The sequence below is a fragment of the Thalassovita mediterranea genome, from assembly GCA_019448215.1.
Classification (GTDB): Bacteria; Pseudomonadota; Alphaproteobacteria; order Caulobacterales; family Hyphomonadaceae; genus Henriciella.
The window spans coordinates 194,597-206,120 of sequence record CP080408.1 but is presented as its reverse complement, the minus strand read 5'-3'; the positions used below and the strand labels follow the sequence as shown (position 1 = coordinate 206,120).

General features: G+C 60.9%; 10 protein-coding genes. 6 read left to right on the top strand and 4 right to left on the bottom strand.

Annotated features, from left to right (window positions below):
- The first annotated feature begins 13 nt into the window (after positions 1-13).
- The 3 genes from KUV46_01025 to KUV46_01015 all read left to right on the top strand — a co-directional run bounded on the left by KUV46_01025 (position 14) and on the right by KUV46_01015 (position 5,145).
- Complete coding sequence (locus KUV46_01025; protein ID QYJ00990.1) at positions 14-1,063, top strand: DUF3667 domain-containing protein; 1,050 nt, start codon at positions 14-16, stop codon at positions 1,061-1,063.
- 198 nt (positions 1,064-1,261) lie between these two features.
- On the top strand, positions 1,262-4,288 hold the full coding sequence (locus tag KUV46_01020) for a TonB-dependent receptor (protein ID QYJ00989.1): 3,027 nt from the start codon (positions 1,262-1,264) through the stop codon (positions 4,286-4,288).
- 119 nt (positions 4,289-4,407) lie between these two features.
- Positions 4,408-5,145, top strand: a complete 738-nt coding sequence (locus tag KUV46_01015) for an RluA family pseudouridine synthase (GenBank protein ID QYJ00988.1) — start codon at positions 4,408-4,410, stop codon at positions 5,143-5,145.
- 35 nt (positions 5,146-5,180) lie between these two features.
- On the opposite strand, the gene KUV46_01010 is transcribed toward KUV46_01015, so the two are convergent.
- The 4 genes from KUV46_01010 to KUV46_00995 all read right to left on the bottom strand — a co-directional run bounded on the left by KUV46_01010 (position 5,181) and on the right by KUV46_00995 (position 9,134).
- Positions 5,181-6,392, bottom strand: coding sequence for a PQQ-dependent sugar dehydrogenase (locus tag KUV46_01010; protein QYJ00987.1), 1,212 nt, complete (start codon positions 6,390-6,392; stop codon positions 5,181-5,183).
- A 78-nt stretch (positions 6,393-6,470) separates the two neighbouring features.
- Positions 6,471-7,541 (bottom strand): ecdysteroid 22-kinase family protein, encoded by a 1,071-nt coding sequence (locus KUV46_01005; GenBank protein QYJ00986.1) that lies wholly within the window; start codon positions 7,539-7,541, stop codon positions 6,471-6,473.
- Positions 7,534-7,908 carry a nuclear transport factor 2 family protein gene (locus KUV46_01000; protein QYJ00985.1) on the bottom strand — a complete coding sequence of 125 codons (375 nt, stop codon included), beginning with the start codon at positions 7,906-7,908 and terminating at the stop codon, positions 7,534-7,536. Before KUV46_01000 ends, KUV46_01005 begins: the two co-directional genes overlap by 8 nt.
- The gene (locus KUV46_00995; protein ID QYJ00984.1) at positions 7,905-9,134 is read right to left on the bottom strand and encodes an FAD-dependent monooxygenase; all 1,230 of its coding nucleotides are present in this window, start codon (positions 9,132-9,134) and stop codon (positions 7,905-7,907) included. Before KUV46_00995 ends, KUV46_01000 begins: the two co-directional genes overlap by 4 nt.
- Positions 9,135-9,277: 143 nt before the next feature.
- Here KUV46_00995 and KUV46_00990 point away from each other — a divergent pair, with 143 nt between their 5' ends.
- The 3 genes from KUV46_00990 (at position 9,278) to KUV46_00980 (ending at position 11,479) form a co-directional block, all read left to right on the top strand.
- Positions 9,278-9,667, top strand: coding sequence for a CrcB family protein (locus KUV46_00990; protein ID QYJ00983.1), 390 nt, complete (start codon positions 9,278-9,280; stop codon positions 9,665-9,667).
- Positions 9,664-10,659, top strand: coding sequence for an RluA family pseudouridine synthase (locus tag KUV46_00985; protein ID QYJ00982.1), 996 nt, complete (start codon positions 9,664-9,666; stop codon positions 10,657-10,659). The genes KUV46_00990 and KUV46_00985 overlap by 4 nt, the downstream gene beginning before the upstream one ends.
- A 142-nt stretch (positions 10,660-10,801) precedes the next feature.
- Positions 10,802-11,479, top strand: coding sequence for an HAD-IA family hydrolase (locus tag KUV46_00980; GenBank protein QYJ00981.1), 678 nt, complete (start codon positions 10,802-10,804; stop codon positions 11,477-11,479).
- The last annotated feature ends 45 nt before the right edge of the window (positions 11,480-11,524 follow it).

The window sequence follows — 11,524 nt, the reverse complement described above, 5'->3', positions numbered from 1 at the left end:
GGGCCGGGGGGCTATGAGCGACGAACTTGAAGCAGCAGGCCTTGCATCGGTCGGCGCTCTCTCTGCGGGGGGGACTGCCGACCTGCAGGGCCAACCCTGCCGCAATTGCGGCGTGATGGTGAAGCACCGTTACTGCCCCAATTGCGGCCAGCTCGCCGCGAGTTTCCATCGCCCTTTCTATGCTCTGGTCGCCGAGACGGTGTCAGACAGTCTGGCGCTGGACGGGCGCATCGCGCGCACGCTGCCAAAGCTATTCCTCAAGCCTGGCCAGCTCAGCCGCGACTATAGCGATGGAAAGCGGGCACGATATGTGCCGCCCTTCAGGCTCTTCCTCCTGTCGAGCCTTATCTTCTATTTCGTGGCTTTCGCCTTCATCAATTCCAATGGGGTCAATGCGCTAGGCCAGATCGAGACAGGTGAAGGGGTAAGGCTCGATCCGGAGGAGAGAGAGGCCCTGTCCGAGTATCTGTCGCAGGAAGGCGGCCTTACAGATGACGAGATCAGGCGCATCGCCGAGGCGACTGGTGCCGGTTCCACAGAAGAGCCGACCGAGACGCCTGCAGAAGCGGTGGGTGAAGAGCCCGCTTCAGAGGGCGAAGACAACAACATCAATATTGGCTCGAACGAACTCGGCGAACGCCTGGAAGATGCTGTCCAGCGCACGATTGACAATCCGCGTCTGTTCACGACCGCCGCTGAGAACTGGGCGCCCCGTCTCAGCCTCCTGCTTGTCCCGCTGACGATCCTGTTCCTGTCGCTGATGTATGCATGGCGCCGACGCATCTTCGTGTACGACCATGCTATCCACGCGCTTCACCTGCACAGCTGGATCTATCTCAGCTCGACGCTCGCATTTGCACTTTCAGCCCTGATCGGCGGCTGGGTGGCCGGGCTTTATTACTCGATTGGCCTGCCGCTCTATACCATGCTCAGCATGCGGGGGGCTTATGGCACCGGCTACGTGCAGGCCTTCTTGCGAATGATGACGCTGTCATTCTTCTGGCTCATCAGCCTTGGCGTTTTGATTATAGCGGTTGTGATACTTTCGCTGCTTGCAATTTGAGCTTGTTCTATGCGCGGCGAAATCGAAAAGTGCCGTCCTGTCGACATCTTAGCAACACTTCTCCGAGAAACCGTCACAAGCTTGTCACTTTTCGTTGACCCAGCGAAATCTTCGTGGCTAGCACGGTAACCATGCCGCACTCTGAGGGGTGGGCCGCCAAATTTCATGGCACTAATGAGTTAATCTGGAGGTTCAACAGTGAACGGAACTACACTCAAGAAACATCTGCTTACGTCGGCGGTTTTCGCCGGTGCAGCGATGACGGTGTTCGCTTCGCCTGCGTTCGCGCAGGATGATGTCGAAACCGTACCAGCGCAGGAAGAAGCTGAGGCGCGTCAGCAGACGGTGGTTATCACCGGCTCGCTCATCCCGCAGTCCGGCAACCTGACCGCCACCAGCCCGGTGACGGAACTCGACGCTGAGCAGTTCGACATCCGTGGTACGATCCGCGCTGAAGACCTCGTGAACACCCTGCCGCAGGCATTCGGTGCTCAGGGTTCTTCGCTCGCTAACGGTGGTACCGGTACAGCTTCCGTGAACCTTCGCGGTCTCGGCTCCGAGCGTACTCTGGTTCTGATGAACGGCCGCCGCCTTCCATACGGCTCGCTGAACATCTCTGCACCAGACATCAACTCGATCCCGACCCAGCTGGTTGAGCGCGTTGACGTTCTGACCGGCGGTGCATCGGCGACCTACGGTTCCGACGCTATTGCCGGTGTTGTGAACTTCGTCATGAACGACGATTTCGAAGGCTTCCAGATCGACGGCAACTACAGCTTCTACCAGCACAACAATGATGGTGAGCTTCAGGGCCTTCTGAAAGAATTCGCAGCTCTCAACCCGAACCAGTTCCGCGTTCCAAGCGGCTCGGTTGAAGATGGCGACGCTGTCGACATCACGCTGATGGCCGGTGGCCGTTTTGACAATGACCGCGGCCACATGATGGCTTTCGCGTCGTACCAGAACGTCAACGAAGTCCTTCAGGGCGACCGCGACTACGCACAGTGTGCGCTTGGTACCCGCAACAACGGCACCGAGTTCAGCTGTTCGGGTTCTGCAACGAACGAAGTGACCAACCTGCTTGGCTTCTCGTCGACCACCTTCCCGACCGGGACCTGGGCACGCGTCGACCCGTCGGGTTCGGGCCAGTTCATCGCTCGTAACTTCGTTACCGACACGTTCAACTTCAACCCGTTCAACCACTTCCAGCGTCCGAACGAGAAGTACACGTTCGGTACGTTCCTGAACTATGACATCGCCGACAATATCGAAGCGTATGGCGAGTTCATGTTCGTTCAGAACGAAACCAACTCGCAGATCGCACCTTCGGGTGTGTTCGGTTACGGTGTTGCCGGTGCTGCCGGTGGCCTGAACTGTGACAACCCGTTCCTGTCGGCACAGCAGACCTCTTTCATCGGCTGTGATGGTCTCGCACCTGACGCCGTTGTCGGTGTTGATGGCTTCATCGCCCTTCGCCGTAACGTCGAAGGCGGTCCACGTAACAACGACATCCGTCACCAGACCTTCCGCAATGTCATCGGCATCCGCGGCGATCTGGAAGGCACGTCGATCGGCTACGACATCTACGCATCCTTCGCCAAGGTTGTTCGCACGGAAGTCTATAATAACGACCTCTCCATCGCGAACCTGACCAAAGCGCTCTATGCGGTTCCAGATGGCAATGGCGGCGTCGCTTGTGCGGTCAACGTTGACGCAGACCTCACCAATGACGATCCGAATTGTGTGCCGTACGACATCTGGTCGGGCAACGAGCCTGATCCGGCTGCGATCGACTACGTCGTCAACCCGCTGAACCGCAACGGCGATGTGACCCAGACGGTCATCTCCGCGAAGACGTTCGGTTCGCTCGGCGACTACGGTCTCGTTTCGCCAATGGCTGTGGACGCACCAGGCTGGGCCTTCGGTGCTGAATACCGCCGCGACACGATCGACTCCAACCCGGATGCGAACTTCCAGTCCGGCGACGGTGCTGGTCAGGGCGGTCCGACCCAGGCGATTGCTGGTGCGCAGAATGTCATCGACATCTTCGCAGAACTTGACATCCCGCTGGTTCAAGAGCGTCCAGGTATCTATGACCTGAACATGGACCTCGCCTATCGTAAGTCCTACTACGACAACGTCGACTCCGACGCGTACAAGGTTGGCCTCCAGTACTCGCCAACCCCGGACTTCATGCTCCGCGGTTCGTTCCAGCGCGCTGTCCGTGCTGCGAACATCTTCGAACTGTTCTCGCCAGCCGGCCTGACGCTGTTCGACCCTGCAGATGGTGACCCATGTGCCGGCCCGAACCCGCTCTTCACCCAGGCCCAGTGTGCGAACACCGGTCTTGATCCGGCAAACTACGGCTCCCAGGCCCTGACCAGCCCAGCTGGCCAGTACAACATCCTCACGGGTGGTAACGAAGACCTGGATCCGGAAGAGTCCGATACGTTCACCGTTGGTGCAGTGTTCACGCCGAGCTTCGTCGACGGCCTGACGGTGTCGCTCGACTACTTCAGCATCGAAGTGGAAGGCTACATCTCGACGGTTCCTGCCGAGACCTCGATCAACCAGTGTGCCCTGACCGGCGACCAGTTCTTCTGCTCGCTCATCAATCGCGGTACCGGTGGCACCCTCTGGGCGAACCCGACTGGCTTCTTCATCGCGACGAACGTCAACACGGGTAGCCTCGAAACCACTGGCTTCGACCTTCAGGCAAACTACACCTATGACGCAGGTTCGACCGGTGTCTTCAGCTTCGACTATGTCGGTACCTACCTCGACAGCCTCGAAGTTCAGTCGCTGCCGGACGCGACCGTCACGCCTCCGTTTGACTGTGTCGGCCTCTATGGCGGCCGCTGTCAGTCGAACTTCGGCAACGGTGCAAACCCTGAGTATCGCCACAAGGCGAGCGCAACCTGGATGCCACTCGACGGCAAGCTGTCCGTCACGGGTACCTGGCGCCACTTCAGCGAAGTTGATCTCGACGCCGCTAACCCGGCTCCGATCAACGCGACGTTCGAAGCTCAGGACTACTTCGACCTGTCGTCGAGCTACCAGCTCCTGGACAACACCCGCATCCGCTTCGGTGTGAACAACGTCACGGATGAAGATCCGCCGCTGTCCTCCGTCGTTGGTACGGCACCAGGTAACGGTAACACCTACCCGCAGGTGTACGACGCACTCGGCCGTTACATCTTCATGGGCGCCACGGTCGACTTCTAGGTCCTCCGAGGTTCCGGAAGAACGGAATAACAGGAAAGGGCGGCCTCTCGGGGCCGCCCTTTTTCTTTGGGTGGCGTGGCCCGTTGCGGCAGGGAGCTGCGCCGCGCTATGAGCAGGCCATGGCCCGCAACACACCTATCCCGCATATTTCCGAAGAAGATCGCGCCTTTGTGCGCGGCCTGCTGATTCATGAGGATGATCAGGTGCTGGCGTTCAACAAACCGCCGGGCCTCGCCGTGCAGATCGCTGGGGGGCGAGGCAAGTCGCTCGATTTCCTGCTCTGGGCCTTCGCCAAATCGAATGGTAAGCGGCCGCGCCTTGTTCACCGGATCGACTCCGGGACATCCGGTGTCCTTGTGGTCGCGCGCACAAAGCCTGCGGCTGCGGCACTGTCTGCCCAGTTCTCTGAGCGCGAAGCGTCCAAGACTTATCTCGCCATCGTGTCAGGTCAGCTGCCGTCAGCGGATGAAGGGGTCTGCGCTGGTGCCCTCCTTAAAGTGCCGTCAGACAGGGGCGGGCGCGAGAAGATGATCCCGGCACCCGCCAGCCAGAAAGGCGCGCTGAGCGCCGAGACGCAATGGAAGATCCTCTCCCGGTCTGACAGTTTCGCCGTGATCGAAGCAAAGCCCGTCACCGGCCGCATGCACCAGATCCGGGCTCATATGGCCGCGCTTGGCTGCCCCATCCTCGGCGACCGGATCTACGGCTCCGGCAGGCTCTCAGCCGACCGGCTGATGCTGCACGCCGCGCGTCTCGATATTGCGCATCCTGAGCCCGGCGCCGGCACGCTCCAGCTTGAGGCACCACTTCCCGAAGATTTCCTCGCCAGAATGAAAGAGGCCGCCCTCTCGGTCTGAAAGGACGGCCTCGAAAACCCTGATGGGTCCGTGTCTTAATCGGCAGCGCCCGGTGTCAGGCGGATAAGGCGGCCGCCCGGATCATCTTCCAGCACATAGATCGCACCGTCCGGACCTTGCTCGACCTCACGGATGCGCTTGTCCCACTCATAGCGCTCGGCCTCATTCGCTGTGGTCTCCATCGTCGATGAGGTGCCTCCAGCGCCCTGATTGTCGAGCGGGGTCTGTTCGAACTCGACACGCACCAGCGCCTTGGACGACAGCCCGCCAATAAAGGCGTCGCCCTGCCAGTCAGCGAAGGTGTCGCCGTCATAGATGATGAGGCCAGCCGGGCTGATCACCGGCGTCCAGGACACGGCCGGGTTCTCATAGATCGGGAAATCCTCATGGTTTCCGAAGAACTGCTTGCCATTATAGTGCTCGCCATTCGAGACGATCGGGTAGCCATAATTCTCGCCCTTGAGGATGAGGTTAAGCTCATCGCCGCCAGCCGGGCCCATCTCATGCACCCAGAGCTGTCCATCCGCGTCGAAGGCGACGCCCAGCATGTTGCGATGACCTAGCGACCAGATCGTGTCGGCGACACCGCCATTGCCGTAGAAGGGATTATCCTCAAGCGGGGCGCCATCGGTCGTCACGCGGATCACTTTGCCAAGGTTCATATCCATATTCTGTGCCGGACTGAACTTCTGGCGCTCACTGGACGTGATGATGAGGTTTCCATCGGGCGCAATGGCCAGGCGGTGACCATAGTGGCCATTGCCCGGCACCTTCTGGGACTGTTCCCAGATGCGGGTGATACCCGTCAGGCTGCCGCCGTCTTCGGTCAGCTTCAGCGTCGCCTTGTCCACGACGGCGCCTGAAAGCGTGTCGTCCTGCGGGTCTCGTTCGACATAGGACAGGAAGACCGTGCCATTCTCTGCGAAATCCGGATGAATGATGATGTCACCGAGGCCGCCCTGGCCGCGCATGGTGACCGCCGGGACATTGGCGATCTCGCCCAGCTTCGCGCCATCCGTGCCAAGCAGCCAGAGGTCGCCGTCCTGCTCAGTGACGAGCGCGTGGCCATCCGGCAGGAAGGTCATCGCCCAGGCGCCGTCAAACGTCTCAAGCGCTTCGGCTGTCAGGACTGTGCCTTCGGTGCCGGTGACGGTCATCGCTTCGCCGGAGTTTTGCGCCGCAGCGCCGAGGGTGAGGGCAGGGACCGCGCATGCGGCAAGAAGTGTTCTGGAGATGGAGGAAACCATGGCTTGACCTTTCTGGCTGGCTGATTGTCTGCCTCGCCAATTAGGACGCTTCCTCAATTCGCCCAGTTCGGGCGTTATTCAGCCATACCAGTCCAGCGCGTCGTGGTCTGAAATCAGGTCGACCGCGCCGTTCAACATCCGGAAGAACATATTGTCGCCGCGCTCGGTCTGCGTGACCAGCATGGCAGCGAAATAGGCCGTGAAGAAATGCTGATACGCCCCGGCCACATAGTGGCGCAGGAAATCACTGCGGTCATAGTTGGACACGCCGAGCCGGTCGAGCTCTTCTAGGTAGAGGTCCACCAGCGCGTTCTCATTGGCCTGGCGGGTCGCGGGGTCGATGGCGCCCGCGATGAAATAGCCGACATCGGCGCCGCCCGGCCCATAGCCAAAGCTCTGCCAGTCAACCACCGTCACCGGCTTGGCCTTGTTGGAGAGGTCGAACAGCATGTTGTCTGGCCGGAAGTCTGAGTGGATCAGGCATTTCTGGCCTTCGCGGCTGTCGCCATACTTGTCCATGTTTCGCGAAAGTGCATCGCCCACCTTGGTGGCCTCTGGCGTCACGCGTGAACCATAGCGCGCCTTGAAGCCGTCCCAGAGGCCCGCGACAACCTGCGGGTCCAGTACGTCCGGGGCGTGTGTCGTGCCCATCACCCAGGAATACTCGTCGAGCTTGTCGTCTTCCCAATAGGCAGAGTGGAGCTTCGCGGCCTCCTTGAGGACGAGCTTTGCTTCCTCCAGACTGACGCCCGCCAGCTGGTCGCCCTGTTCTGCGGGCGCCATGTCACCCATCATCAGGACGAAGTCATGCGTCTCCTCATTCACGTCTGTGAAATAGCAATGTGGGGTCGAGATTCGCGCGTCTGGCTGTAGAAGCTGGTAGAACTTCACCTCCCGCAGATAGTTGCCAAGCTGGATACCGGTCGCCCGGCTCTCGGCGCCCTCTGACGGAAACTTGCCGACCATGGTTGCGGGCGCGTCGGGCGCCGCTTCAGCATAATTCAGCTTGAAGCGGACGCAGTCGCCAATCTGCCCAGTGCCGACCTTGCCAGCTTCGAACGAGGCGACGCGCGCATCAATCCCGCCATCCTTCAGCGCCGCTGTCAGCCAGTCGGCGTCGATGTCTCTCCATTCGCGGATCTCAGGCATTGGCGGCCTCGCCGAGCGGATGGACGTAAACCTCGTTGTGCTTGATCAGGCTGTTCTCGAGCAGGACGAGGTCAAAGCCGCGCATCTTGCCCTCGCTGCCGCCTTCGCCGATGTCGCAATACCAGCGCCCGCAAAAGCCGCCCTGAATGGCCCAGACCGTTTCCGGCAGATAGGTCATTGGCGGGGTGGAGCCGAACAGCGTCTGAAGGTACGCGCGCAGCGCATCGCGCCCCTCAAGGCCATTCGGCACCTGCGGGTCGTTGTAGACGGTGTCGGCAGAGTAGAAGCCGACCAGCCGGTCCACATCCTTGTCCGTCCAGGCCTGCAGCCAGTCGGCGTTGAAGCGTTCGATATCCATCGGGCTCATCCGTTCAGAACCCTTTCCTTGTGTGCGTCGGTGAAAATCTCGTCGGGCACGCTTTCCGGCCCGCCCATGATGGCAAAGCCGTGCAGGCCCAGCGTCTGGTCGGCGGCGCTGCGCTCATGATAGCTCTTGCGGCGTGCGCGGGCGTCCTCGCCAAACTCCATGTCCAAAGCAGCCTGAAGGTGGCCCGCAAAGCGCAGGCGCCGCATGCGCTCTGCGCGCTCGCTTGCATACGCGCTGAAGTCTGGCGCCTGACCCTCTGGAGTGGCTTTCAGGACGTCTGAAACCATCCGCACATCGCGGTAGGTGATGGACAGGCCGAGCCCGTTGATCGGGTCGTTCCAGCCCGCCGCATCACCAATAAGCACGCAGCCGTCGGCAAATGGCTCATCGGTCCAGCTGTCATTGTTGAAGTAGGACAGAAGCGGGCCGGCGGGCTTGCCGTCGGCGATGGCCTCATTGCCGGGCGCGCAATTCATGCGGAAGCTTTCGAGGAATTTGCGCGGGCCATCCTCGCCGGCAAAGCGGCCCTTTTCCTCAAGCGCATAACCGCCATAAACGCGGACCTTGTCGCCGCCTTGGGGGAAAGCGAGAAAACCGAACTTGCCTTCGGTGCCGATGGCCTGGCGGGTCTCATCCCAGCCTTCGACGCCTTCGACCAGAAGGCCTGCAAACCAGTGATGCGGCTTGTCCTGGTGCAGCTTGATGCCCGCTTCCTTGCGTGTCGGCGACATCCGGCCTTCGGCGCCAATGATGAGGCGTGCCTGCTCGGTCCGCGTCTCACCCTCATGCTCGAACGTCACGGATGGAGCCGCGCCGAGCTCAATGCCCGTGACGTTTACGCCGCGCAGCGTTTCAGCGCCCGCGCGGCCTGCTTCGTCGAACAGGGTTTGGCAGTGGTGCGGATGGCCGATGGTCAAAGGGCCCGGCACGTTTGCCGCGAAGATACCGAGCGGAAGCGCGGTCGTCTCGGCTGCTTCCGGCGCCCGGCTCTCATCATAGGTGACGTGACTGGTAATGTGGTGACCGCCAGCGTCCATCAGAAGGTCATAGAGGCCGAGGCGCTGAACTTCTGCGACACCCCAAGGCGCGATCCATTCGCCGCGGACCCGGTCTTCATATTCGGTCGATTTTTCGAGAAGCAGCACGGACTTTCCTGCCCGCGCCATGGTCGCCGCCATTGCAGATCCGCCGATGCCGCCACCGACGATAATCAGGTCGTAACTCATCTTTTCCTCCCGGATGTCTCTTTGCGGACATTCACGTTGGAGACGAGCGTATCGGCAGGCGCGTCGATGGCAAGACGCGACGCCGCGTCAGTGCTGGGGTGCAGGCTGTCAATTTCCGCCCAATCGCCGTAAAAGCCCCGTCGATGAACGGATTTCTTTATGTTGCTCTCGGCGGCGCGCTTGGCGCCAGCCTTCGCCACGGGGCGGGGCTCGCGGCTGTGCGCTTCGGGCTCAGCGGCTGGCCATGGGCAACTTTCTTCGTCAATCTGCTGGGCAGTCTGCTCATGGGCCTGCTCATTGGCTGGCTGGCTTTCAAGGGTGAAAGTCTTGGCGGCGGGCAGGGGGCGCGCCTGTTCCTGGCGACCGGTCTTTTGGGCGGCTTTACCACCTTCTCGGCTTTCTCGCTCGAGATCGCGCAATACATCCAGAAGGACGACTGGGCCCGCGCCATTGCCTATGCGGGCCTATCCGTTGTAGCGGGCCTCGCTCTTGTTCTCATAGGCATGATGATCATGCGGAAGGTACTGGCATGAACAGCCAAGTCATCAACGAAACCGTCAACCCGAAGGAAGGCGGCACGCGCCTCGATCGCTGGGTGAAGCGCCGCCTCAATGTCACGCAGGGGCAGCTCGAGAAGCTCTTGCGCTCGGGCCAGATCCGCGTCGACGGCTCACGCGCCAAGGCCAATACTCGCCTTGAGGCCGGCATGGTCGTCCGCCTGCCGCCGCTGCACCAGCCGACAGCAGCTGAGAAGAAAGCGCGCGCTGCAAATACGGCGTCGGCCAAGGATGAGCAGTTCATGCGCGAAATGGTCATCTATGAGGATGATGATCTGTTTGCGCTGAACAAGCCTGCCGGCATCGCCGTGCAGGGCGGCACCAAACAGGGCGACCGCCATATCGATGGCATGCTGGATATCCTGTCGGACGGGGAGTATCGCCCGAAACTCGTGCACCGCCTCGACAAGGAAACCTCCGGCCTTCTTCTGATTGCGCGCCACCCGGCATCTGCGGCCTGGCTGGGCGATCTTTTCCGCTCACGCGATATGGAAAAGGTCTACTGGGCCGTCACCGTCGGCGCGCCAAAACCACCTGCCGGTCAGGTACGGTGCTGGATGACCAAGGGCGAAGGCTCTGAAGGCCGCGAACGCATGGTTCAATGTGCCCAGAATGATGAGGGCGCGCGCCACGCGATTACCGATTACGTCACCGTCTCGCAGGCGGGCCAGAAAGCTGCCTGGGTCGCGCTTCGCCCGCAAACGGGCCGGATGCACCAGCTGCGCTTCCATATGCATGAGCTTGGCACCTCGATCCTCGGCGACGACAAATACATGACCCGCCGCGAAGTGCCCCAGGGCGTCGCCAATGGCTTGCACCTCCATGCGCGCGCGCTGCAGATCCCGCGCAAGAACAAGAAGCCGCTCCTGCTGCAGGCGCCTCTGTCCGGCCATATGAAACGGACTTTCGACACGCTTGGCTTCCTCGAACAGGAAGCAGGCAAGGACCCGCTGGAGCTGTTTATCTGAGGCAATCCGCTCGCGCACTCGTCTCCGAAGATACCTGCGAAGGCAGGTATCCAGAGTGGACGGCTTGCAATTGTCCATGCCCTCAATGATGCACCATGGACCCCTGCCTGCGCAGGGGTTTGCGGAGATTGGATAAGTTGAAATGACCCAACTCAAACTCGCCATCTGGGATATGGACGGCACCATCGTTGACAGCCGGGAAGTCATCCAGGCGGCGATGTGCCGGGCATTTGGCGTCTGCGGCCTGCCAGAGCCAGCCTATGAAGAGACCCGGAAGATTGTCGGCCTTGGTCTTGAGGAGGCCTGCCGTATCCTTGCGCCGGACTATCACGACCATTCGGGCCTCAGCACGGCTTACAAGGAAGCGTTCGTCGCGCGCCGGACTGAAGAGAACTTCGTCGAGCCGCTTTATGACGGTGCCGAAGACACGCTGAAACGCCTTGCAGAGGATGGCTGGCTGATCGCTATGGCGACGGGCAAGTCCCATCGCGGCATTCGCGCCATCTTTGAGATGCATCCGCTGGAGCAGTATTTCGACACCATCTGGTGCGCTGATGATGGCCCGGGCAAGCCGCACCCTTTCATGGTCGAGCAATGCATGAACGCGCTCGGCTGTGAGCCTCACCAGTCGCTGATCATTGGTGACGCGATCCATGACATCGCCATGGGCCGCAATGCTGGCATCCATACAATGGGCGTCAGCTGGGGCTTTGGACGTGCCGATGAACTTCATGCAGCTGGGGCGCATGAGGTGCACGACACATTCACCAGCCTGAATGCTGGCCTGTTCGACTTTGAGCAAAAAATATCAAGTATTTAGGGAACAGCGCGCGCTGAGCGGCGTTTGCACCCCTGAGTATCCAGA

Excerpts from the sequence above, each read along its gene's own strand:
- KUV46_01025 (QYJ00990.1), top strand. The coding sequence starts at position 14 with ATGAGCGACGAACTTGAAGCAGCAGGCCTTGCATCGGTCGGCGCTCTC.
- KUV46_01015 (QYJ00988.1), top strand. The coding sequence starts at position 4,408 with ATGGCCCGCAACACACCTATCCCGCATATTTCCGAAGAAGATCGCGCC.
- KUV46_01010 (QYJ00987.1), bottom strand. The coding sequence starts at position 6,392 with ATGGTTTCCTCCATCTCCAGAACACTTCTTGCCGCATGCGCGGTCCCT.
- KUV46_01005 (QYJ00986.1), bottom strand. The coding sequence starts at position 7,541 with ATGCCTGAGATCCGCGAATGGAGAGACATCGACGCCGACTGGCTGACA.
- KUV46_01000 (QYJ00985.1), bottom strand. The coding sequence starts at position 7,908 with ATGAGCCCGATGGATATCGAACGCTTCAACGCCGACTGGCTGCAGGCC.
- KUV46_00995 (QYJ00984.1), bottom strand. The coding sequence starts at position 9,134 with ATGAGTTACGACCTGATTATCGTCGGTGGCGGCATCGGCGGATCTGCA.
- KUV46_00990 (QYJ00983.1), top strand. The coding sequence starts at position 9,278 with ATGAACGGATTTCTTTATGTTGCTCTCGGCGGCGCGCTTGGCGCCAGC.
- KUV46_00985 (QYJ00982.1), top strand. The coding sequence starts at position 9,664 with ATGAACAGCCAAGTCATCAACGAAACCGTCAACCCGAAGGAAGGCGGC.
- KUV46_00980 (QYJ00981.1), top strand. The coding sequence starts at position 10,802 with ATGACCCAACTCAAACTCGCCATCTGGGATATGGACGGCACCATCGTT.